Consider the following 23,789-nt stretch of genomic DNA (forward strand, 5'->3'; position numbering starts at 1 on the left):
TATGCTGAACAGGTGTAACTCAGTCGCGATCGTGATCGACGCCTTGACCGTCCCGGCGCGGAGCACCCGCACAGGGGTATCACCAAGGTTGCACCATGATGACGCAGCGCATCGGTACGCTGGATAACACGAGCGCGTGCTAGCGCGCCAACGTCCACGCTGCGAAATGCATTCATGCCCTGAAACCGCCATATTCAGGCGCTACAGCGGCAGACACGAGGACGAAATGAACGTCCGTCGGGATGCCGAGCTAATTGGTTGCACCTAGTTGCACCAAGCACCGAAGCGGGTTTAATCTCCCGCAGCTTTTTTGTTGCCCGCCATTCATGGCGGCACCGCTTCGGGCCGTCGCAAGCGACGTCAAAAACTGCTCCGGCAGTTTTTACCGTGCATAACCTGACAATAAGTAGGACTCCCCATGGCTACTACCACTCTTGGCGTAAAACTCGACGATGCCACCCGTGAACGCCTGAAAAAGGCCGCCGCGCAGATCGACCGCACGCCGCACTGGATGATCAAGCAGGCGATCTTCAATTATCTGGAGCAAGTCGAGAGTGGCCTGACGCCCGCCGAGCATGCCGGCCTGGCCGCTGCCGCCGGTGAAGAGGCGCTGGAGTCGCTTACCGAGCAAGGTCTGCAGGTGTTCCTCGATTTCGCCGAAAGCATCCTCCCGCAATCCGTCCTGCGCGCCGCCATCACCAGCGCCTATCGCCGCCCGGAAACCGAAGTGGTACCGATGCTGCTGGAGCAGGCGCGCCTGAACCCGGAGCAGGCCGAGGCCTCGCAGAAGCTGGCCCTGGGCATCGCCGAAAAGCTGCGCAACCAGAAGAACGCCAGCGGTCGTCAAGGCCTGGTGCAGGGGCTGCTGCAGGAGTTCTCGCTGTCGTCGCAGGAAGGCGTAGCGCTGATGTGCCTGGCCGAAGCCCTGCTGCGCATCCCCGACAAGGCCACCCGTGACGCGCTGATCCGCGACAAGATCGCCAACGGCAACTGGAGCCAGCACCTCGGCCAGAGCCCGTCGATGTTCGTCAACGCGGCGAGCTGGGGCCTGCTGATCACCGGCAAGCTGGTGTCGACCCACACCGAAGCCGGCATGACCTCGGCGCTCAACCGCATCATCGGCAAGAGCGGCGAGCCAGTGATCCGCAAGGGCGTGGACATGGCCATGCGCCTGATGGGCGAGCAGTTCGTCACCGGCGAAACCATCGCCGAAGCCCTGGCCAACGCCTCCAACCTGGAAGCCAAGGGCTTCCGCTATTCCTACGACATGCTCGGTGAGGCCGCGCTGACCGAAGAAGACGCCAAGCGTTACCTGGCCTCCTACGAGCAGGCCATCCACGCCATCGGCAAGGCCTCGCACGGTCGCGGCATCTACGAAGGCCCGGGCATCTCGATCAAGCTGTCCGCCCTGCACCCGCGTTACAGCCGCGCCCAGTACGAGCGCGTGATGGACGAGCTGTACCCGACCCTGCTGGGCCTGACCCAACTGGCCAAGCAGTACGACATCGGCATCAACATCGACGCCGAGGAAGCCGACCGCCTGGAGCTGTCGCTGGATCTGCTTGAGCGCCTGTGCTTCGAGCCATCGCTGGCCGGCTGGAACGGCATCGGCTTCGTCATCCAGGCCTACCAGAAGCGCTGCCCGTACGTGATCGACTACGTCATCGACCTGGCCAAGCGCAGCCGCCACCGCCTGATGATCCGCCTGGTGAAAGGCGCCTACTGGGACAGCGAGATCAAGCTGGCCCAAGTCAACGGCCTGGAAGGCTACCCGGTGTACACACGCAAGCCGTACACCGACGTGTCCTACATCGCCTGCGCACGCAAACTGCTGGCCGCGCCGGAAGCCATCTACCCGCAGTTCGCCACCCACAACGCCCACTCGCTGTCGGCCATCTACCACCTGGCCGGGCAGAACTACTACCCGGGCCAGTACGAGTTCCAGTGCCTGCACGGCATGGGCGAGCCGCTGTACGAGCAAGTGGTCGGCAAGATCGCCGACGGCAAGCTGAACCGTCCGTGCCGCATCTACGCCCCAGTCGGCAGCCATGAAACCCTGCTCGCCTATCTAGTGCGCCGCCTGCTGGAAAACGGCGCCAACACCAGCTTCGTCAACCGCATCGCCGACCATAGCATCTCGCTGAAGGATCTGGTGCTCGACCCGGTGCTGCAGGTCGAGCAGATGGCCGCGCAGGAAGGCACCATTGGTCTACCGCATCCGCGCATCCCGATGCCGCGCGACCTGTACGGCAAAGAGCGGGTCAACTCGTCGGGCCTGGATCTGGCCAACGAACACCGTCTCGGCTCGCTGTCCTCGGCGCTGCTGTCGACCGTCAACCAGAGCTACCTGGCCGAGCCGATGCTCGGTTGCGATAGTGCTAACCCGGGCGAGCCGGAGCCAGTGCGCAACCCGGCCGACCATCGTGATCTGGTCGGCCACGTACGCGAAGCCAGCATGGCTGACGTCGACAGCGCCATCCTCTGCGCCCTGGCCAGCGGGCAGATCTGGCAGTCCACCCGTCCCGCCGAGCGCGCCGCCGTGCTGGAGCGCGCCGCCGACCTGATGGAAGCCGAGCTGCAGCAACTGATGGGCCTGCTGGTGCGAGAGTCCGGCAAGACCTTCGCCAACGCCATCGCCGAAGTGCGCGAGGCGGTGGACTTCCTCCGTTACTACGCAATCCAGGCGCGCAGCTTCGGCAACGACAGCCACCGCCCGCTGGGCCCGGTGGTGTGCATCAGCCCGTGGAACTTTCCCCTGGCGATCTTCAGTGGCCAGGTGGCCGCTGCACTGGCCGCCGGCAACACCGTGCTGGCCAAACCGGCGGAACAGACGCCGCTGATCGCTGCGCAAGCCGTGCGTATTCTGCTCGAGGCCGGCGTACCGGCTGGCGCCGTACAACTGCTGCCGGGTCGTGGCGAAACCGTCGGTGCGCGCCTGGTGGGTGACGAGCGCGTGCGCGGGGTGATGTTCACTGGCTCCACCGAAGTGGCCGGCATCCTTCAGCGCAACATCGCCGGTCGCCTGGATGCTCAGGGCCGCACCATCCCGCTGATCGCCGAAACCGGCGGCCTCAACGCCATGATCGTCGACTCCTCGGCACTGACCGAGCAGGTGGTGATGGACGTGGTCGCTTCCGCCTTCGACAGCGCCGGCCAGCGCTGCTCGGCGCTGCGCGTGCTGTGCGTGCAGGACGACGTAGCCGACCGTGTGCTGACCATGCTCAAGGGCGCCATGGCCGAATACAGCCTGGGCAACCCGGAGCGTCTGAACACCGACATTGGCCCGGTGATCGACGCCGAAGCCAAGGCCGGCATCGACACCCACATCGCCAAGCTGCGCGAGAAAGGCCGCAAGGTCACTCAACTGGCGCGCGTCAACGGTGAGGAGATCAAGCGCGGCACCTTCGTCGTGCCGACCCTGATCGAGCTGGATAGCTTCGACGAGATGAAGCGCGAGATCTTCGGCCCGGTACTGCACGTGGTGCGCTACCAGCGCGCGGACCTGGGCAAGCTGCTGCAGCAGATCAACGACAGCGGCTACGGCCTGACCCTCGGCGTGCACACGCGCATCGACGAGACCATCGCCCAGGTGGTCGGCACCGCCAAGGTCGGTAACCTGTACGTCAACCGCAACATGGTTGGCGCCGTGGTCGGCGTGCAGCCATTCGGTGGCGAAGGCCTGTCCGGTACCGGCCCGAAAGCCGGTGGCCCGCTGTACCTGTTCCGCCTGCTGTCGACCCGTCCCCAGGAGGCCGTCGCCCAGTATCTGCAGCAGGCCGAGGTGCAGGCCCTACCGGCACCAACCGCGCTGGACAAGGTTCGCGCCGCCTTCGCCGAATGGGCAGCCAAGCAGGAGCCAGCCATCGCCGCGCTGTTCGAGCAGTACCGCGACCTGTCGCAGAGCTACAGCGCGCACACGCTGACCGGCCCGACCGGCGAGCGCAACAGCTACACCCTGCTGCCGCGTGAGCACGTGCTGAACCTGGCCGACGAGCGCGGTGATCTGCTGGCTCAGTTTGCTGCCACCCTGGCCGTCGGCAGCCAGGCCATCTGGCTGGAGAGCCAGCGCGCGCTGTACAGCGAACTGCCGAAGGAGGTGCAGAAGCACATCCAGCTGGTGACCGACTGGAACAGCGTCGACGTGGAGCTGGACGCCATCCTGCACCACGGCGACTCCGACCAGCTGCGCGCAGTCAGCGAGCAGGCAGCGCAGCGCAAGGGCGCCATCGTCGGCGTACATGGCCTGAACAAGGGCGAGACCGACATCGCTCTGGAACGTCTGCTGGTGGAACACGCTCTGAGCGTCAACACCGCTGCGGCTGGCGGCAACGCCAGCCTGATGACCATCGGCTGATCGCAGCCGATAACACCGCGGAAAGCTGGATGAAAGCTTTCCGCGGCATGCTGTAACCACATGACGCAACTGCCTGCAGGGGCTACCCGCCCGGCGTCATGCTCCTCCCTTTGACCTTCGGGTCTGCGCCAGCCTATCCGGCCGGCGCGTCGAGCGGGGCCAACCGCCCCGCCCATCCCCTTTCCCCGCTAGCGACTCCATCGCAACTGGCCATCATTGCGGAACAGAAAGTTCGGTCTATGTTGATTGGACTGGCGCCTCCCCGTGCCAGACAGAGCAGCAGTCCTGACGCTCATCAGGTGCTCGACAACGCCTGGAACAAGGATGTGCGTTGACGAATCCTGACCATTGATTCAAGTCAGGATGCTGTGCTCGCCAAACGCGCTCAATACCTATGTCCCCTTGTGACACGGAGGTAATTGAGATGTCTGACTCGACGCAAAAACTCCGCCTCGGCGCGCTGATCGCGCTGGTCGTCGGCTCCATGGTCGGCGGCGGTATCTTCTCGCTTCCGCAAAACATCGCAGCCAGCGCCAGCGCCGGTGCCACCCTGATCGGCTGGCTGATCACCGGTGTGGGCATGCTGACCCTGGCGTTCGTATTCCAGACCCTGGCTAACCGCAAGCCCGAACTCGACGGTGGGGTGTACGCCTACGCCAAAGCCGGTTTCGGCGACTACATGGGTTTCTCCTCAGCCTGGGGCTACTGGATCAGCGCCTGGATCGGCAACGTCAGCTACATGGTGCTGCTGTTTTCCACTTTGGGTTACTTCTTCCCGGTATTTGGCGAAGGCAACACCCTGCCGGCAGTAATCTGCGCCTCGGTGCTGCTCTGGCTGCTGCACTTTCTGGTGCTGCGCGGGATCAAGGAAGCGGCCTTCATCAACACCGTAACCACCATCGCCAAGATGCTGCCGCTGGCGCTGTTCATCGTCATCGCCGCCATCGCCTTCAAGCTCGACGTATTCACTGCGGACTTCTGGGGCCGCGGCAATACAGAGCTGGGCAGCGTGATGGATCAGGTGCGCAACATGATGCTGGTCACCGTCTGGGTGTTCATCGGCATCGAAGGCGCGAGCATCTTCTCCGCTCGCGCCGAGAAGCGCAGCGATGTCGGCAAGGCCACGGTGATCGGTTTCGTCGGTGTACTTCTGCTGCTGGTTCTGGTCAACATCCTGTCCCAGGGCATCATGGCCCAGGCCGAACTGGCCGGGCTGAAAAACCCGTCCATGGCCGGCGTGCTGGAGCAGGTGGTCGGCCCCTGGGGGGCACAGTTGATTTCGATCGGCCTGATCGTCTCACTGGCAGGCGCCTTGCTGTCCTGGACGCTGCTGTGCGCCGAGATTCTCTTCGCCAGCGCCCGCGACCACACCATGCCGGCGTTTCTGCGCAAGGAGAACGCCAACCACGTTCCGGCCAACGCGCTGTGGCTGTCCAACGGGCTGATCCAGCTGTTCCTGATCATCACCCTGTTCAGCGCCTCCACCTACCTCAGCCTGCTGTACCTGGCCACCTCGATGATCCTGGTGCCGTACTTCTGGTCCAGCGCCTACGCGGTATTGCTGGCGGTACGCGGCGAGACCTACGCCAACGCCGCCGGTGAGCGCAACAAGGATCTGCTGATCGCCGCCATCTCCACCCTGTACGCGGTGTGGCTGGTGTATGCCGCCGGCGTGCAGTACCTGCTGCTCTCGGCGCTGCTCTATGCCCCTGGCGCGATCCTCTTCGCCAAGGCCAAGCGCGAGCTGGGGCAGCCCATCTTCACCGGCGTCGAGAAATTGATTTTTGTCGCCGTACTGATCGGTGCCGCCATCGCCGCCTACGGGCTGTATGACGGTTTCCTGAGTCTGTAAGAGAAGGAGTTCGACATGTCCAAGAAAGCCCTCGGCGTTCATTCCGAAGCCGGCAAACTGCACAAGGTGATGGTCTGTTCACCAGGCCTCGCCCACCTGCGCCTGACCCCCGCCAACTGCGATGAACTGCTGTTCGACGATGTGATCTGGGTATCCCAGGCCAAGCGCGACCACTTCGACTTCATGACCAAGATGCGAGAACGTGGCGTCGAAGTGGTGGAGATGCACAACCTGCTGGAAGAGACCGTCAGCGACCCCAACGCGCTGAAATGGATTCTCGACCGCAAGATCACCCCCAACAGCGTCGGCCTCGGCCTGCAGAATGAAGTGCGCGCCTTCATCGAAGGACTGGAGCCACGCAAGATCGCCGAGTTCCTCATCGGTGGCGTATCCGGCGCCGACCTGGTCAAGCACAAGGATTCCGAGGCAGCGAAGATGTTCAACGCCTACCTCGGCGAAGCCAGCTTCATCTTCCCGCCACTGCCCAACACCCAGTTCACCCGCGACACCACCTGCTGGATCTATGGCGGCGTCACCTTGAACCCCATGTACTGGCCAGCGCGCCGCCAGGAAACCCTGCTCGCCAGCGCCATCTACACCTTCCACCCGGACTTCGCCAATGAGCCCTTCGAGATCTGGTACGGCGACCCGGACCAAGAGCACGGCTCAGCCACCCTGGAAGGCGGTGACGTCATGCCCATCGGCAATGGCACCGTGTTGATCGGCATGGGCGAACGCAGCTCGCACCAGGCCATCGGCCAGGTAGCGCGCGCACTGTTCGCCAAGGGCGCGGCCGAGCGGGTAGTGGTCGCTGGCCTCGGCCGCTCCCGTGCGGCCATGCACCTGGATACCGTGTTCAGCTTCTGCGACCGCGACTTGGTGACCATCTTCCCGGAAGTGGCCAACAGCATCGTGCCCTTCATTCTGCGTCCGGACGAGAGCCGCCCAGGCGGCATCGACGTACGCCGCGAGGACAAACCCTTCGTCGATGTGGTCGCCGAATCCCTCAACCTGAAAAAACTACGTGTGGTGGAAACCGGCGGCGATGCCTACGAGGCCGAACGCGAACAGTGGGACGACGGCAACAACGTGGTCTGCCTGGAGCCCGGCGTGGTGATCGGCTACGACCGCAACACCTACACCAACACCCTGCTGCGCAAGGCCGGCGTCGAAGTCATCACCATCAGCGCCAGCGAACTGGGGCGCGGTCGTGGCGGCGGCCACTGCATGACCTGCCCGATCATCCGCGACCCCATCGACTACTGATCCAGCCAGCTCCGGCAGCCACCCGCCGCTGGGGCGTTTCGACGGCCCAAAAGGAGAAAGAACCATGGCTTTCAACATGCACAACCGCAACCTGCTCAGCCTGATGCACCACAGCACTCGCGAGCTGCGCTACCTGCTCGACCTGTCGCGCGATCTGAAGCGCGCCAAGTACACCGGCACCGAGCAGCAGCACCTGACCCGCAAGAACATCGCGCTGATCTTCGAGAAGACCTCGACCCGTACTCGTTGCGCCTTCGAGGTAGCGGCCTACGACCAGGGCGCCAACGTCACCTACATCGACCCCAACTCCTCGCAGATCGGCCACAAGGAAAGCATGAAGGACACCGCCCGCGTGCTCGGACGCATGTACGACGCCATCGAGTACCGCGGCTTCAAGCAGGAGATCGTCGAAGAGCTGGCCACCTACGCCGGCGTGCCGGTGTTCAACGGCCTGACCGACGAATACCACCCAACGCAGATGCTCGCCGACGTGCTGACCATGCGTGAGCACAGCGACAAGCCGCAGCACGACATCGCTTACGCCTACCTCGGTGACGCACGCAACAACATGGGCAATTCGCTGCTGCTGATCGGCGCCAAGCTCGGCATGGATGTGCGCATCGCCGCGCCCAAGGCGCTGTGGCCCAGCGACGAACACGTCGCCGCCTGCAAGAAATTCGCCGAGGAAAGCGGCGCACGCATCCTGCTCACCGAAGACCCGAAGGAAGCGGTCAAAGGCGTCGACTTCGTCCATACCGACGTCTGGGTGTCCATGGGCGAGCCGGTGGAAGCCTGGGGCGAACGCATCCAGGAACTGCTGCCCTATCAGGTCAACAGCGAGATCATGAAGGCCGCCGGCAACCCGCGGGTGAAGTTCATGCACTGCCTGCCCGCCTTTCACAACAGCGAGACCAAGGTCGGCAAGCAGATCGCCGAGCAGTATCCGCACCTGAAGAACGGCATCGAGGTCACCGAAGACGTGTTCGAGTCGCCCTGGAACATCGCCTTCGAGCAGGCGGAAAACCGCATGCACACCATCAAGGCGATATTGGTTTCGACCCTGGCAGATATTTAGGTTCACGTAGCCCGGACGCAATCCGGGGATGAGCTTGTATCCCCTCTCCCATTTATGGGAGAGGGGCCGGAGGAGAGGGTCTGGCCGGCGACGCCGAGCCCCAAACCACAGCCCCCGGATTCAATCCGAGCGACAAGGAGAACACCATGCGACTCGTCATCGCTCTGGGCGGCAACGCTCTGCTTCGTCGCGGCGAAGCCATGACTGCGGAAAATCAACGAGAGAACGTGCGCGTCGCCTGCGAGCAGATCGCCAAGGTGGCAGATGGCAACGAGCTGGTCATCGCCCACGGCAACGGCCCGCAGGTCGGTCTGCTGGCCCTGCAGGGCAATGCTTATGACGCAGCCAACCCTTACCCGCTTGACGTGCTCGGCGCCGAAACAGAAGGCATGATCGGCTACATGATCGAACAGGAGCTGGGCAACCTGCTGCCATTCGAAGTGCCCTTCGCCACCCTGCTCACCCAGGTCGAAGTGGATAGCGCCGACCCGGCCTTCAAGAAACCGAGCAAGCCCATAGGCCCGGTCTACAGCAAAGAGGAGGCCGAACGCCTGGCTGCCGAAAAAGGCTGGAGCATCGCTGCCGACGGCGACAAATTCCGCCGCGTGGTCGCCAGCCCACGCCCGCAGCGCATCTTCGAAATCCGCCCGATCAAATGGCTATTGGAAAAGGGCAGCGTAGTGATCTGCGCCGGCGGCGGCGGCATCCCCACGATGTACGACGGCAACCAGTTACGCGGCGTCGAGGCGGTTATCGATAAAGACCTGTGTTCGTCGCTACTGGCCGAACAGCTCAATGCCGACCTGCTGGTGATCGCCACCGATGTCGACGCGGCCTACCTGGACTGGGGCAAGCCGACGCAGAAATCCATCGCCGAAGCTCATCCCGATGCTATTGAAGCGCTCGGCTTCGCCGCCGGCTCAATGGGGCCGAAGGTGCAGGCCGCTTGCGAGTTCGCACGCAATACCGGCAGCAGCGCGGTGATCGGTTCGCTGGGAAATATCGAGGCCATCGTCCAGGGTCGTTCAGGCACACGCATCAGCCTGGACTGCAAGGGCATCGTCTATCGCTGAGAGGGCATGATCATGTTCACACCCGGTCACCTGCACCGCGACAATAACGACCGCCCCGAGCATATGCGCCTGCTGCCACCCTTCTCGGTGGACTTCTACTACGAAGTCCGCAAGGACCCGCAGCAGGGGCCGATGCTGCATATGCGTCTGGTCGGCGAGGTGGACGGCAAGCATTTCGAGGAGGAATTCGAACTGCATCGCGATGTCGCCTTCAACTTCGCCAGCGTGGCGACCCGCATCGCCGCCCGCCATGGCCTGCCTCCCAACGCCAGTCCGGTGATGCGCGGCCACGACGAGTACGACAAGGTGTTCGCCGATATCCGCAGCAAGCTCAATGTCCAACCGGGCGAGCCGGTCAACCTCGACCACGTGCTCTGACTCGCCGCGCCCATCGCACTCGCGTGGCCTGGATTACATTCGGGCTACGCGTTTCTCCGTAGGGTGCGCCGCGCGAATCAACGAGTGTGCCCAAGCCACCGAGCACGCCTGACGACATCGCTTCCAGAAGCAAAAGCTCTTCAAGACTTCCCCCAAACTGCCGACCTGATGATTGAGAGAACATGACATCGCGTGTCAGTTAACGACTGAGCGTGGAGGACAGCAAAAACCAAAGGATATGGATATGACCATCTTCAACGTGGAAGGCCTGCTGGCAAACCGCTCACTCACAGCGGGCGCTGCGATCAAAGTCATTCAGCGCGATACCGAAAAAACCTCTTCATCGCCCAACAGACAGGCCCTCGACACCAATTCAGGTGTTACGGTAACCCTCTCTCCCGCCGCCACGAAAATATCCCTGCTACTCAAGAGCGTGTCGACCAGCAGCGCCAGCGCCGCCGTAGATTTCGATGCATTTCTGAACAGTAACCACCAGCAGATCGAGGCACATGGCAAGAACGCTGATTTTCTCCAGGAATTGCCCGAGGATCTCAGCCAGGAGCGACAGATACTGGCCCAGCAAGCGGCTAACTACCTTCTCGACCATCACTATGGTGAGGAGAAGATCTACAACAATCGCACGGCAGAAAATCCCTTCGCGCCGCTGGATCGAGTGGCGCTTTCAAAGATCTCCTTCAATGACTCCGGGCTGTTTACCGCCGCAGAGCGTCAGGTGGCTTTTCTGGAAATGACCAATCGCGACATGGTGCATCGCAATGAAACCTATGACCTGAGTGAGAAACTGACAAGAGCGGACGGCTCCGCACCGTGGCACCTGGTCACCAGCTTTCTGAGAGACGCACAGTTGATCGGCACCATGAGCGAGGGAGAGAAGGCTTGGAGAAACTGGCCACCAGCAGCAGAGTTGGAGGCCTATGCAGCGTCTATGCTGCGCAATGACCCCAGCCGGGAGCCAGCCCTACCGGAATATCAGAACCTGAATAACCAGGACAAACCCATCCTGGCCTTCATGGTTGGCAAAGATGGCTCAGGGACATGGAAGAACGTCGCGATTGAAGAACTGGCCTCGGACACCTTGCCCCTCAGGCTCATCCATTCCCTGATTGAAAAGAACAAAGCCACCCAACCCGAACACCCGTGGTTGTCGCTCTACCTGAGTATCGACAATCTAGGGAGATAGGACGCTGTCGAGGTGAACCTCTGAGAACTCGCCGAGAAAAAACGCGGCACTCGTAGGGTGCGCCGCGCACCGATGCGATCATTCAATCGAAGCAACAACCGGGAGGCTCGGCCTGAGCGGCCCCTGCCCGTTCTCACGCCTGCATCGTCCAGCCATGCACACCCATCGCCGCCTGGCGTCCTGCCTCCGAGCGGGTCGGGTGCGGATGACAGGTCAGCGCGATGTCCTCGGCCGAGGCGGAGAACTCCATGGCCACGCAGTACTCGCCGATCAACTCGCCAACACTCGGGCCGATCATGTGCACGCCCAGTATCTGGTCGGTATTGGCATCGGCGAGAATCTTCACGAAACCTTCGGTCTCGTGGTTGATCTTTGCCCGGCTGTTGGCGGTGAAGGGGAACTTGCCCACCTTGTAGGCTCGGCCTTCGGCCTTCAGCTCCTCCTCGCCCTTGCCAACGCTGGCGACTTCCGGACGGGTGTAGATCACGCCGGGTATCACCCCGTAGTTGACCTCGGCGGCGTGCCCGGCGATGCGTTCGATACAGGCCACGGCCTCGTCTTCGGCCTTGTGCGCCAGCATCGGCCCGGAGGTGACGTCGCCGATCACCCACACGCCCGGCACGCCGCTCTGGTGCCTTTCATTGGCGAGCATGCCGCGTTTGTCGGTGTTCAGACCGACACTCTCCAGCCCGAGCCCCTGGGTGTAAGGGCGCCGACCGATAGCCACCAGCACGTAGTCGGCCTCCAGCACTTCAGCCACGCCGCCAGCCGCCGGCTCCAGCGTCAGGGTCACGCCGGACTTGCCTGTTTTGGCGCCGGTAACCTTGGTACCCAGCTTGAAGCTCATGCCCTGCTTGCCCAGTGTGCGTTGCAGGGTCTTGGCTGTCTCACCATCCAGGCCGGGACAGATGCGGTCGAGGTATTCCACCACGGTCACCTGGCTACCCAGGCGGCGCCATACCGAGCCCAGCTCCAGGCCGATCACCCCGGCACCGATCACCACCAGGTGCTTGGGCACCTCGGGCAACGCCAGCGCACCGGTGGAGTCGAGGATGCGCGCGTTATCGATGCTTACGCCCGGCAAGGGCGTCGGTTCGGAGCCGGTGGCGATGACGATGTTCTTCGTCTCCAGCAGGCGCTCGCCGCCCTCGCTCAGCTTGACCTGCACCCGGCCAGGGCCGTCGATGCGCCCCCAGCCCTTGACCCATTCCACCTTGTTCTTGCGAAACAGGAACTCCACGCCCTTGGTCAGCGCTTCGACGCTGTCGGCCTTCTGCTTCATCATCTGCACCAGGTTGAGCGTCGGCGTGACCTCAACGCCCAGGGCACTGAGCTCACCACCGGCAGCGGCCTCGTAGAGTTCGGACGCATGCAGCAACGCCTTGGACGGCATGCAACCGACGTTCAAGCAGGTGCCACCGAGGGTTTCGCGGCCCTCCACACAGGCCACCTTGAGCCCCAATTGGCCGGCACGAATCGCCGCGTTGTAACCGCCAGGGCCGGCGCCAATGATGACCACGTCATAGCTGCTCATTGCTTTGTCCTCGAATCAGGGAAGTTTGCCGGCCACCGCAGCCGTGACGACCGGGCGGGTGCGCAGAAGGTGGAAGAACAGAAACGCCAGCACGGCGAACAGCGCGTTCAAGGCAACCATAGGCCAGGCCGAGCCATCCTGCAGGGCGCCCAGCAGCAGACCAGCCAGGGTGGCGCCGGCCATCTGCGAGAAGCCCATCAGCCCCGCCGCCAGCCCGGCACGCTGCGGATTGGGAATCACCGCACCGGCCACGGCGGCCGGCAGCAACATGCCGCCGCCCAGCGTCACCAATACCTGCGGCAGCGATAGCCCCAGAAGCGACAGGCCAAACAGTAGATAGATCGCCAGGGTCAGCAACGACCCGAGCAGCACCAGCGCGACACCGATGCCTACCACCCGCTGTGGCCCCAAGCGCTGCACATTGCGCAGGGTGAACAGCGCGCCGCCGAGCAGGCCGGAAACGACCAGAGCAAAAGTCAGCCCATATTGCGCGGCGCTCAGCCCCAGCAGGCCGATGTACACCGACGACGAGCCGGCCACCACGACGAACATCGAGCCGTAAGTGCAAGCAATGGTTAGTGCCAGCGCGCGGCAACTGGGCCACACCAGCCGGTAACTGGCCCACAGGCCGTTGAGCCGGCCAGCCTGGGGATCGCGCTGCAGGTGCGTCTCGCGGTAACGGGTGAACACGGAGAGCAACGCCAGGCTACCAAGCACCACGGTCGCCAGCAGCGGCGCGCGCCAGCCGCCGTACTGGGTCAGCAGACCACCGACCACCGGCGACAGCACAATGGCCGCGAACATGCCCAGCACCGTCAGCGCCAAGGCCGGCCCCGCCTGCTCCTGCCACACGTCACGGACGATGGCGCGCGCCAGCACCAGCGCCGCGCAGGCGCCCAGCCCCTGCAGCACACGCATGCCGATCAACACCTCGATGTTCGGCGCCAGCAGCATGCCCAGGGTCGCCAGCAGATAAAGGCTCAAACCGCTGAGCAACACCGGTCGCCGCCCGAGCCGATCCGACAGCGGGCCCAGCACCAATTGCCCCAAGCCGAAAGCGCCGACGAACAGCGACAGTGCCAGCAGGCTGCTGCCAGGCTTGGCCTGCAGCCCACGTTCCAGCTCACCCAGGGCGGGAATCAGTAACTGCGTGGACGTCTCTCCCAGCGCGGTGAGCAGCATCAGAATGATCAACAGGACGCGGGAAGGCTGCATGACAAGGCTCCGATCGACAGCGACTGGCGGTTGTTTATATTTCAACCATAATATGAAACATTAAATGTCGTCTATCATATTTATTCGGAGCCCGTATGACTGCTTTATCTCGAGACGCCCGCCTCGCCACCTGGATCGCCGAAGAACAGGCCATTCGCAATCAACTCGCTGCCCCGGGCACCCTCAGCCTGACGGAAGTGGCCGCCATGTCGCCGATGGATTTCTTCGACGGCATCGGCCGCGGCGACCTGCCCTCCCCGCCGATCAACGCCGTGCTCGACTTCACTCCGGTGCAATGGGCCAGCGGCCTGTTCGTGTTCCAGGGCTCGCCGGATCAGCGCCACTACAACCCGCTGGGCAGCGTGCACGGCGGCTACATCGCGACCCTGCTCGACTCCTGCATGGGCTGCGCCGTACATACCTTGCTCAAACCGGGGCAGGGCTACACCACCGCAGACCTGCGAGTGAGCTACATCCGCCCGCTGCGCAGCGAGACCGGACCGGTGCGCGCGGAAGGCCGGATCATTCATGTCGGTCGCTCCACCGCCTTAGCTGAAGGGCGTCTCTATGATGTCGACGAACGCCTGTATGCCGTTGCCTCCACCACTTGCCTGATTCTCGATATGAATGCGCCGCGCCAGAACAGCGACGCCAGTGTAAGATGACAAGCACCATTTGATAGACAGACGAGGCCCGCCATGCGCTATTCGGAAGACCACAAGGCCAAGACTCATCAACGCATCATCGAAGAAGCGGCCCTGCGTTTTCGCCGCGATGGAGTCGGGGCCACCGGCCTGCAGCCACTGATGAAAGCGCTCGGCCTGACCCATGGCGGTTTCTACGCGCACTTCAAATCCAAGGACGACCTGGTCGAAACTGCGCTGCAGCACGCCGTACAGACGCTGGAAAGCAGCACAGCCGAGTCGCTGGAAGGAGCCGAAGCGCCGCTGCAGACGTTCATCCAGCATTACCTGTCCAGCCTGCATCGCGCCAACCCTGGCGCTGGCTGCCCACTGCCGACCATATCTGCGGAGCTCGGCCAGCGCGGCGAACCCAGTGCCACTAGCGATGTGATCGTGCGCAACCGCCTGGCGCTGATCGAGAACAACCTGGAAGGCGAAGACGCGAAAGACGAAAGCGTGCTGATGCTCTCGGCCATGGTCGGCGCCCTGCTGCTGTCGCGCAGCGTCAAGGATCCTGAGCTGTCCGACCGCCTGCTGAAAACCACCCGTCGCCTGCTGATCGAGCAGGCGCAGGACGCGTAATGACAAGGCTATGCCTGAGTTAACTGTGCACCCGTAGGAGCGAATTTATCCGCGAAATTCGCGGCTGAAGCCGCTCCTACAACGTCACTCACGTGCACATAGCCAATAAAGAGACTGCTTCGGACTCACTTGTAGCGCGCAGCCGCCTGGTTGCGCGACAGGTTCGGCCCCAAGGCAGCGCGGGCAGCGACGAAGGCGTCCCAGTCGGCTGCATTCGGCAGCGAGGGTATGGTCACCAGTTCGCCCTGATCGAAACCAGCCAGCGCTGCATCGACCATCTCGCCCACTTCCATGATCATCGACGGCGGCAGCGCCGACGCATCGGTGCCGCTGCGCTCCCAGATTTCGGTGCGAGTCACGCCTGGCATCACCGCCTGCAGCTGAACACCCGAACCGCGCAATTCGCCAGCCAGGGTCTGGGTCAGGCTCAGCACATAGGCCTTGGTCGCGCTGTACACAGCGTTGAACATTTCCGGTGCCAGCGCCACCACCGAACCGAGGTTGATGATGCCGCCACGCCCCGCCGCGGAGAAATTGGCAGCTGCCGCCGCCGCCAGACGCGTCAGGGCCACCACGTTGAGCTGGATCATGGTCTCGGCCTGGTCAAGATCGGCGGACGCCAATGGACCGTTCATGGCGACCCCAGCGTTGTTCACCAGCAAAGCGACATTCGAGTCCTCGCGCAGACGCTTTTCCACCTTGAGCACATCGGCCTTGAGGGTGAGATCCGCCGGCATCACCTCGACCGCAACGCCGTACTCGGCGCCCAGGCGCTTGGCCAGGGTCTGCAGGCGCTGAGCATCACGCGCCACCAGCAGCAAGTCATGGCCGCGCCGGGCCAGGCGCTCAGCATACGTGGCGCCGATGCCAGACGAGGCTCCGGTGATCAGGGCAGTTCCGAGGGCGGGTTGGGCATTCATGGCAAGTCTCCAGGGGGTGTGATGAGTGAGAGGGCATCCTCCCACCGATAAGATTACAGTCATAATTTAAAAATCATATTACGACCATAATCAAACTAATCAAGCACAGCGTTGGAAAAGCATCACAGCAGCCGCCAGACGGTTGCGCACCAAGTTATGGCTGTTTTTGTCCTTTTGGTCAGAAAAAGGTGCATCGATGGCACTGGAGCGAACCTGAGAACTCCGTGCATCCTTTTGATTTGCAAGGGATATGCACAATCAAGAGAATTGGCGCCGTTTTTGCTCTAGCAGCACCAGCCTGACCAGACGGACAGGTTTAAAAACGCCCGGAGCGATTTTTGACGTCGGCTCCGCAAGGGCGACCGCCATGAATGGCAGGCAAAAAAACCATAACGACACGTCTTAACCACCAGGAGCTTTCATGAATCGCACTCTCTCTTCGCTGGCATTGGCCGGCGGTTTGCTGGCCGGCGGCCAGGCCATTGCCGGTGACCTGATGCAGTGGCAGAACAACAGCCTGACCTACCTCTATGGCCAGGACTTCAAGATCGACCCGGAAATCCAGCAGACCATCACCTTCGAGCACGCCAGCGGCTGGAGCTTCGGTGACCTGTTCCTGTTCGTCGACGTGATCAAGTACAACACCGACGCCACCAACGGCGCGGGTGACGGCCATACCTTCTATGGCGAATTCAGCCCGCGCTTCTCGCTGGGCAAGATCACCGGTGCCGACTTCTCCTTCGGACCGATCAAGGACGTGCTGATCTCCACTACCTACGAGTTCGGTGAAGACGACGTCGAGTCCTACCTGATCGGCCCGGCGGTCGACCTGGACATCCCCGGCTTCGATTACTTCCAGCTCAACACCTACCTGCGCACCACCGACGGCAGCCGCCCCGGCAGCAACGTCTGGCAGATCACCCCGGTGTGGAGCTACACCATCCCCGTCGGCGAATCGGACATCCTCATCGATGGTTTCATGGACTGGGTGGTGGACAACGACAGCAACCGCCGTGGCGACTACCACGCCAACCTGCACTTCAATCCGCAGATCAAGTACGACCTGGGCAAAGCGCTGAAGTGGGGCGAGAAGCAGCTCTACGTCGGTATCGAATACGACTACTGGAAGAACAAGTACGGCATCAAGGACGGCGGATTCGTCAGCGAAAACTTCGTAGGTTCCACCGATCAGAACACTGCCAGCCTGCTGGTCAAAGCGCACTTCTGATCATTTGCCCCCTGCCTGAATGGCCAAGGTCGCAGCCACTTGCGACCTTCTGCCAATGCCATCGACCAGCCTGGCGTGGTTAGCTGCACGGCATCACCAGACCTTCACCCAAGGATGGACGATGCCACCGCGTATCCTGCTGCTTACCTGCCTTGCCATGCTGGCCTTCGCCGGCAACTCGCTGCTGTGCCGCCTGGCACTGCGTGAAACCGACATCGATGCCGCCAGCTTCACGGCGATCCGCCTGCTCGCTGGCGCGCTGACGCTCTGGCTGTTGCTCAGGCTGAGGCAGGCCAGGCAACCCATAGCCGGCAACTGGCCAGGCGCACTGGCACTGTTCACTTACGCCGCGACGTTTTCCTTCGCCTATCTACAACTGGATACCGGCATCGGCGCCCTGCTGCTGTTCGGCTCGGTGCAATTGAGCATGCTGCTCTGGGGCTTGCTGCGTGGCGAACGCCTGGGGCTGGGCGCCTGCCTCGGCACGGCGCTGGCGACTGCCGGCCTGCTGGCGCTGCTGCTGCCCGGCGCCAGTGCGCCACCACTGCTGGGGGCCTTGCTGATGCTGCTGGCCGGCATCGCCTGGGGAGCGTACTCACTGCTGGGGCGTGGCCAGGGTGATCCGCTGGCCGTGACCGCTGGCAACTTCCTGCGTGCAGCCCCATTGGCACTGCTGCTGGCGCTGGTGCTGCTGCCACACCTCGACTGGGACGGGCCAGGCCTGTTCTACGCCGTGCTGTCCGGAGCCCTGACCTCCGGCGTTGGCTACGCCATATGGTACAGCGCCCTCCCAGGACTAAGCGCCAGCCAGGCCGCCACGGTACAACTGAGCGTGCCGATTCTCGCCGCTCTCGGCGGCAGCGTGCTGCTTAGCGAGGCGCTATCTCTGCGCCTGACCTTGAGCGCCGTCGCCGTACTCGGCGGCATCGCACTGGTGCTGGGCAGCCGGCAACGTGCCGGGAGCTAATGGCGCGCACTGCGGTCTTCTATCCTGAACCCATCAAGTCCAGGGAAGACCGTCATGCCTCGTCTGCTCCGTCTCTGCCTCATAAGCCTGCTCGCGGCCAGCCTGGGCGCCTGCGCCAGCCTGAGCAATCGTGATCCGCTACGGGTCGACCTGGTCGGCCTGGAACCTTTGCCCGGTCAGGGCCTGGAAGTGCGTTTCGCGGTCAAGCTGCGAGTGCAGAACCCCAATGACAGCGCGGTGAGCTTCAACGGCATGGCGTTGGATCTGGACGTAAACGGCCAACCGCTGGCCAGTGGCGTCAGCGACCAGAGCGGCAGCGTGCCACGCTTCGGCGAGACGGTACTGAGCGTCCCGGTGAGCATTTCGGCGTTTTCAGTGGTGCGTCAGGCCTGGGGCGCGGCCGGCTATCAACCCGGCCAGGAAGTGCCCTACGTGCTGCGCGGCAAACTTGCCGATGGCCTGTTCGGCACGCGTCGCTTCAGCGACAGCGGCACCCTGAACTGGCCACAACCGCCAAGCCCCTACTGATGCAGGGGCCAGCGGCGCTTTTGGCGCGGATCAGGCAGCCTGACGGCTGTTGCGCGAGGCGACTCGGCGGTGACAGGCGTCACCGAAAGCCTGGAAGATCTTCACCGAATCCGGGTTCAGTGCAGCCTGCCATTCCGGGTGCCACTGCACCGCGAACAGGAAGGGCGACAGGCTCGGCGCATGCACTGCCTCGATCAGACCATCCTCGGCGGTGGCCAGTACTTCCAGTCCCTTGCCCAGGTTGCGAATGGCCTGGCCGTGTAGGGAGTTGACCTGAATCTCTTCCTTGCCCATCAACTCGGCGAACCAGCTACCGGCTACCGGGCGCACACTGTGGCTGGGGGCGTACTGCACCTCGACCGGGTCATCGGGATTCTCGCGATGGTCGTTGAAACCCGGCTCGGCGTAGACCTTCTGGTAGATGTCACCACCCAGCGCCACGTTGATTTCCTGCATACCGCGGCAGATACCGAAGATCGGCAGACCGCGAGCGATGGCGGCACGGATCAACGGTAGATCGAACAGATCGCGATCGCGGTCCTGGCCTTTGTTCGGCGTCTCGTTTTCCTGGCCATAGAGCGCCGGGTCGATGTTGCTGCCGGCACCGGTCAGGTACACGCCATCAGCCATGTCCAGGTACTGTTCGAGGTCGTCGATGCCACAGCAGGTGGGCACCAGCACCGGCACACAACCGGAGAACTCGACCAGGGGCTGGATGTATTTGTGGGTCATTACCTGATAGTCGTGGCCCTTGCGCTCTTGAGCGCCCATGGACATCAACACGACGGGCTTGCGGAGATTGTTCTTGCTGGGGGTGTTGCGGATCTTGTTGTCGGACATACGTCACCTTGGGACAGGCCGGGCCTATCGTTGCTGTGCAGACCGCTGGCCAGCAGAACACTCTGCTGTAGCACGTGCGGCCTGTTTGGCTAACCCCGCGCACCGAGACTCATCCTGAGCCTGAGTGCCGCCTTCCGACGGCGGCTCGAACCGGGTCAACTCCATCCAGAGAGGGGCTGCAGCGATGCTGCCCGTTACCCGGTTCGGCAACGGAATCTGCAGCCAGTCTGCCCGAGCCGTAAAATATGTCAAACAAATCTGCTCGATATTTTCTGGTGCCTCATTGTTGGCATATCAAGTAAACGCCCATAAAAAGGCGCTTAAAGGGAAATACAGGCAAACCACCTCCCGCTGATAAGTCCAATATTTAAAACACCCATATCTCGGTGGCTCCACGTCCTAGAGCGGCGCCCGCGAACAAAACCCTATATAATCTGCGGTTTATTCCTGCTCACCGAGGACATGCCTTGACCGCTCTGCCGCCCTGCCCCAAATGCAACTCCGAATACACCTACGAAGACGGCACGCAGCTGGTCTGCCCCGAATGTGCCCACGAGTGGAAAGCCGGCGAGAGCGCCGAGAACAGCGATGATGCGCGCGTGATCAAGGACTCGGTCGGCAACCTGCTGCAGGACGGCGACACCATCACCGTGATCAAGGATCTCAAGGTCAAAGGCTCGTCGCTGGTGGTCAAGGTGGGTACCAAGGTGAAGAACATTCGCCTGGTCGACGGCGATCACGATATCGACTGCAAGATCGATGGCATCGGTGCGATGAAGCTCAAGTCCGAGTTCGTCCGCAAGGTCTGATTCACACCCGTTCCTCGCAGAAATTGGCTAGCCTGAAAACAGGCCGGTCATGAGGAACGCCGTCATGCGCTATCTGCTGCTCGCTCTACTGGCTCTGACCCATTCGCTGGCAGCACAGCCCTGGCGGGTAGTGGGCGACGAACAGTTCGCCCCCTACAGCTTCGTCACCGCCGAGGACGATACGCCGCACGGGCTCGATGTCGAACTGGTCGACGCGGTACTGCGCGAAGCGCAGGTGCCGTATGAAATCCGTCTCTACCCCTGGGAGCGCGTCAAGCGCATGCTCGACCGTGGGGAAGTACAGATGGCCTTCCAGTTCGCCGGCACACCGCAACGTCAGCAGCAATACGAGCTGGTCGGTCCGCTGCGCAGCGGCTCGACCGTGTTCATGACCACTGCCAAGACCGCGATCAGCGACTGGAAGACGCTGGATGACCTGTCGCCGTACGTGATCGGCCAGGTTCGCGGCTATGCCTATGAAGAAAACTTCGACCGCACCGATCTGGCCCGTGACACCAGCGCCCAGAATCCAAGGCAACTGGTGTCGATGCTACTGGCCGGACGCATCGACATCATCGTCGGCGACCATACCCAACTGCTCTATTTCATTCGCGAACAGCGCGCCCAGGAACAGGTGCGCGTGCTACCTCGCCCGTTGATCCAGATGCCGCGCTTCGTCGCCTTCGCCAAGGGTGATACCGAGCGCGCCCGGCAGTTCTCCGAAGCGCTGGTGCGCCTGCGCAAGGCCGGTACGTTGGATGAGATTCAGCAACGCTGGCACCAGTGACGCGCTACTGCACCGGCAGGAAATTCAGCAGAAAAAGGCTCTGGGCGTAGTTGGCGCCCATCCGCCGGTAACGCTCTTCCAGCACATGGGTGAGCAGATCGAGGCGCGCCACCATCTTGCCGAACTCCACTGCATAACTGAGGTTGTTGCCCTGCTCGGAGAACTCGTTGGATAGCAGCATCGGCTGGCCCGTGGCGTCACGCCGTTGCGAGAGCATCCAGCCGGCCTTCTCCAGATTGCGCGCGGCGTTGTGGATGAACTGCGCATTGAAGCTGTCGGTCAGGTAGAACTCGGTGCGGCCACCGTGAGCCGTCACCAGCATGCTGCCAATGGCATAGGTGAAGGCTGCCACGCGGTCGCCTTGAAATGCCGGGCTCAGCGAATAATCCAGCGCAGCGACATCACGTCGGCCGCCCAAGGTTGGCCAGTCCTGGTTATGTTCGATGGCGTACTGGATAGCGCGCTCGGCAGCAGCGGCGTCGGGCAGGGAATTCTTGCGCCACTCGCGTGGGTTGCGTTGATACAGCTTGTTCATCAGCCGATAGAGGCTGTTGAGGTTGTTACGCATGGCCAGGGTAGCCATGCGATCGACGTCCGTCTGCAGCACCTCGGTGGGTTTGAGCGGATTGCGCGTGTGCAGGATGGAATCGTTATCCAGACGACCACTGCAGCCGCTGAGCAGCAACAGCACAGCCAGCACCGGCAGCACTAACCGCTGCAAACATACCGAGTTGTTGATTGGCCTGCCGTGTGCAGCAGACGCTGGCCTCGCTCCCATGCAGAGGTTCCCTGGCTGGCACGCGCCCCAATGGCACGCGCAACACTCAGAACCTCAGTAAAGCGCAAAAATTCCACGTTGCCTGTGCCCTGGCGCATAAATCGTGCCGATCAACGCACGACACGGCAGGAAAATGCGCCTGTTCAGGCCGGATTAGCGGCCCATTGCTCCAACCGCGTGACACTTTCGCGGTACGGCTTGAGGCTCTTGGCCAGCAGGATGATCGACGTCGACACAGCCAGGGTGGTGACGATCAGCAGCGAATAGCGCAGCGCGGCGTCATCGGCGAAGACGAAGTCGGTGACCAGCGCCACGGCGGTCGGCCCCACTCCCAGGCCGATCAGGGTGATGACGAACAGATAGATGGCTGACGCCTGGCCGCGCATCGAATTGGGCATGATTTCCTGGATCGCCGCTGGCGCCACGCCGAACGGCATGCTCAGGCAGAACACCGTGGGGGCCATCAGCACACTGGCCCAGAATGCGCTGTCCACCAACGGATACAGCACCACCATGGGTAAGGCCCCCAGGGCCGCGTAAAGGCCGACACGCATGTTGGCATCGCTGCGCCCGCGCTTGGCCATCCAGTCAGCCAGTCGCCCACCGAAGACGATCCCCAGGCAACCGAACACGGCGACGATACTGCCGTAGACAATGCCGACCTGGCCGGCATCCCAACCGTGGGTACGGATGAAGAAAGTCGGTATCCAGGCGGCGCTACCGTAACCGGCGAAGGCCAAACCGGCGAAGCCGAAATTGTGCAGCAGCACGGTACGTCGATTGGCACGAATGTAGCGCCCCACTTCACTGAGCGGCACCGCCACCCCAGCACCGGCGCCACGCCGAGCAGGCTCCTTGACCGCGAACATCAGCAACGTGAAGAGCACGCCGGCACCGCCGAGAATGAGGAAGATAAGCTGCCAGGGACGCACTTCACCCAGCATCGGCAACGTAACGTCGCCCTGCGCAGAGGCAAACTGAATGACCAGCCCGCCAACCAGAAAGGCCAGGCCCGAGCCGAGGTAGACGCCCATGGAGTAGACGCTGATGGCCGTGGCCCGGCGCTCGGCGGGAAAGCTGTCGGCAATCAGCGAATAGGCGGCGGGCGACAACGCCGCCTCGCCCACACCCACGCCGATGCGGCACAGGAGGAACTGCCAGTACAGCTTGGCCATGCCGCAGGCGGCGGTAGCGGCGCTCCAGAACAGAATGCCGACCGCGATCAGCCCGCGCCGGCTGCGGGTATCGGCCACACGACCCAGCGGAATGCCGCACACGGTATAGAACAGAGCGAACGACAGGCCCATCAGCAGGCTCATCTGCGTGTCATTGATCGCCAGATCGCGGCGAATGGGCTCGACCAGCAAGTTGAGAATCTGCCGATCAACGAAGGACAGGACATACGCCACCATCAGGATGGCAACAGTGGTCCAGGCTCGGGCACTGGAGGGATAGCCGTTATTGTTGTTATGCACGGACGCTCTCCTCGACACCGCTTAGGGTGCTTCTAAAAACGTAGGCGAGGCAGTCAGCGCAAGGCAAAAACAGGCGAAAAAGCGCAGTTTACGAGTTGTAAATGAGCATTTTGAGCCTGTTTTTAACGCAGGGATGACAACGCAGATAGTTTTTAGAAGTGCCCTTGACGCGATGCGCGACGGTTGAAAGAGTCGCCAGCTTAGGACGATATAAACGGCAGTGAGTATCGCTCGAAGGTGTTAT

At 62.6% G+C, this 23,789-nt stretch carries 20 protein-coding genes; 14 read left to right on the forward strand and 6 right to left on the reverse strand.

Going from position 1 to position 23,789, the window contains the following annotated elements; genetic code table 11:
- The first annotated feature begins 418 nt into the window (after positions 1 to 418).
- The 7 genes from putA (at position 419) to CDO35_RS01935 (ending at position 11,199) form a co-directional block, all read left to right on the forward strand.
- Positions 419 to 4,354, forward strand: a complete 3,936-nt coding sequence (putA, locus tag CDO35_RS01905; RefSeq protein ID WP_099522320.1) for a trifunctional transcriptional regulator/proline dehydrogenase/L-glutamate gamma-semialdehyde dehydrogenase — start codon at positions 419 to 421, stop codon at positions 4,352 to 4,354.
- 424 nt (positions 4,355 to 4,778) lie between these two features.
- A complete protein-coding gene (gene arcD, locus CDO35_RS01910; protein ID WP_099522321.1) occupies positions 4,779 to 6,206 on the forward strand; it encodes an arginine-ornithine antiporter in 1,428 nt (475 codons plus the stop codon).
- Between the two features lie 15 nt (positions 6,207 to 6,221).
- On the forward strand, positions 6,222 to 7,472 hold the full coding sequence (gene arcA, locus CDO35_RS01915) for an arginine deiminase (protein WP_099522322.1): 1,251 nt from the start codon (positions 6,222 to 6,224) through the stop codon (positions 7,470 to 7,472).
- Positions 7,473 to 7,536: 64 nt separating this feature from the next.
- Entirely contained in the window at positions 7,537 to 8,547 is a 1,011-nt protein-coding gene (locus CDO35_RS01920; protein WP_099522323.1) for an ornithine carbamoyltransferase, read from the forward strand.
- A 146-nt stretch (positions 8,548 to 8,693) separates the two neighbouring features.
- A complete protein-coding gene (gene arcC, locus CDO35_RS01925) occupies positions 8,694 to 9,620 on the forward strand; it encodes a carbamate kinase (protein ID WP_099522324.1) in 927 nt (308 codons plus the stop codon).
- A gap of 12 nt (positions 9,621 to 9,632) precedes the next feature.
- Positions 9,633 to 9,998, forward strand: a complete 366-nt coding sequence (locus CDO35_RS01930) for a DUF5064 family protein (RefSeq protein WP_099522957.1) — start codon at positions 9,633 to 9,635, stop codon at positions 9,996 to 9,998.
- Positions 9,999 to 10,242: 244 nt separating this feature from the next.
- The gene (locus CDO35_RS01935; RefSeq protein ID WP_099522325.1) at positions 10,243 to 11,199 is read left to right on the forward strand and encodes a hypothetical protein; all 957 of its coding nucleotides are present in this window, start codon (positions 10,243 to 10,245) and stop codon (positions 11,197 to 11,199) included.
- 133 nt (positions 11,200 to 11,332) lie between these two features.
- On the opposite strand, the gene lpdA is transcribed toward CDO35_RS01935, so the two are convergent.
- Positions 11,333 to 12,733, reverse strand: coding sequence for a dihydrolipoyl dehydrogenase (gene lpdA, locus CDO35_RS01940; RefSeq protein WP_099522326.1), 1,401 nt, complete (start codon positions 12,731 to 12,733; stop codon positions 11,333 to 11,335).
- Between the two features lie 15 nt (positions 12,734 to 12,748).
- A complete protein-coding gene (locus CDO35_RS01945; protein WP_099522327.1) occupies positions 12,749 to 13,948 on the reverse strand; it encodes a Bcr/CflA family efflux MFS transporter in 1,200 nt (399 codons plus the stop codon).
- Between the two features lie 95 nt (positions 13,949 to 14,043).
- On the opposite strand from CDO35_RS01945, the gene CDO35_RS01950 reads away from it, so the two are divergent.
- Complete coding sequence (locus CDO35_RS01950) at positions 14,044 to 14,613, forward strand: PaaI family thioesterase (protein WP_099522328.1); 570 nt, start codon at positions 14,044 to 14,046, stop codon at positions 14,611 to 14,613.
- A gap of 33 nt (positions 14,614 to 14,646) precedes the next feature.
- A complete protein-coding gene (locus CDO35_RS01955; RefSeq protein ID WP_099522329.1) occupies positions 14,647 to 15,213 on the forward strand; it encodes a TetR/AcrR family transcriptional regulator in 567 nt (188 codons plus the stop codon).
- A 125-nt stretch (positions 15,214 to 15,338) separates the two neighbouring features.
- On the opposite strand, the gene CDO35_RS01960 is transcribed toward CDO35_RS01955, so the two are convergent.
- Entirely contained in the window at positions 15,339 to 16,133 is a 795-nt protein-coding gene (locus CDO35_RS01960) for an SDR family NAD(P)-dependent oxidoreductase (protein WP_099522330.1), read from the reverse strand.
- Between the two features lie 421 nt (positions 16,134 to 16,554).
- On the opposite strand from CDO35_RS01960, the gene CDO35_RS01970 reads away from it, so the two are divergent.
- The 3 genes from CDO35_RS01970 (at position 16,555) to CDO35_RS01980 (ending at position 18,856) form a co-directional block, all read left to right on the forward strand.
- On the forward strand, positions 16,555 to 17,361 hold the full coding sequence (locus CDO35_RS01970; protein ID WP_099522331.1) for an outer membrane protein OmpK: 807 nt from the start codon (positions 16,555 to 16,557) through the stop codon (positions 17,359 to 17,361).
- Positions 17,362 to 17,482: 121 nt separating this feature from the next.
- Positions 17,483 to 18,328: a DMT family transporter gene (locus CDO35_RS01975; protein WP_099522332.1), complete on the forward strand. Its 846-nt coding sequence runs from the start codon at positions 17,483 to 17,485 to the stop codon at positions 18,326 to 18,328.
- A gap of 54 nt (positions 18,329 to 18,382) precedes the next feature.
- Positions 18,383 to 18,856, forward strand: coding sequence for an LEA/WHy family protein (locus CDO35_RS01980; RefSeq protein ID WP_074860180.1), 474 nt, complete (start codon positions 18,383 to 18,385; stop codon positions 18,854 to 18,856).
- Between the two features lie 30 nt (positions 18,857 to 18,886).
- Here the strand turns inward: CDO35_RS01980 and CDO35_RS01985 are convergent, their stop codons facing one another.
- Complete coding sequence (locus CDO35_RS01985) at positions 18,887 to 19,696, reverse strand: gamma-glutamyl-gamma-aminobutyrate hydrolase family protein (protein WP_099522333.1); 810 nt, start codon at positions 19,694 to 19,696, stop codon at positions 18,887 to 18,889.
- 467 nt (positions 19,697 to 20,163) lie between these two features.
- Between CDO35_RS01985 and CDO35_RS01990 the strand changes: the two genes are divergently transcribed.
- Together CDO35_RS01990 and CDO35_RS01995 are read left to right on the forward strand one after the other, a co-directional pair.
- Positions 20,164 to 20,505, forward strand: a complete 342-nt coding sequence (locus CDO35_RS01990) for a zinc ribbon domain-containing protein YjdM (RefSeq protein WP_058487120.1) — start codon at positions 20,164 to 20,166, stop codon at positions 20,503 to 20,505.
- A 64-nt stretch (positions 20,506 to 20,569) separates the two neighbouring features.
- Positions 20,570 to 21,292: a substrate-binding periplasmic protein gene (locus CDO35_RS01995; protein ID WP_099522334.1), complete on the forward strand. Its 723-nt coding sequence runs from the start codon at positions 20,570 to 20,572 to the stop codon at positions 21,290 to 21,292.
- Between the two features lie 4 nt (positions 21,293 to 21,296).
- Here CDO35_RS01995 and CDO35_RS02000 read toward each other — a convergent pair whose 3' ends face one another.
- Positions 21,297 to 22,070 carry a hypothetical protein gene (locus CDO35_RS02000; protein ID WP_231976562.1) on the reverse strand — a complete coding sequence of 258 codons (774 nt, stop codon included), beginning with the start codon at positions 22,068 to 22,070 and terminating at the stop codon, positions 21,297 to 21,299.
- Between the two features lie 143 nt (positions 22,071 to 22,213).
- Complete coding sequence (locus CDO35_RS02005; protein ID WP_099522335.1) at positions 22,214 to 23,545, reverse strand: spinster family MFS transporter; 1,332 nt, start codon at positions 23,543 to 23,545, stop codon at positions 22,214 to 22,216.
- Positions 23,546 to 23,789: the final 244 nt, after the last annotated feature.

Origin of the sequence: Pseudomonas sediminis, assembly GCF_002741105.1 — a bacterium.
GTDB lineage: Bacteria > Pseudomonadota > Gammaproteobacteria > Pseudomonadales > Pseudomonadaceae > Aquipseudomonas > Aquipseudomonas sediminis.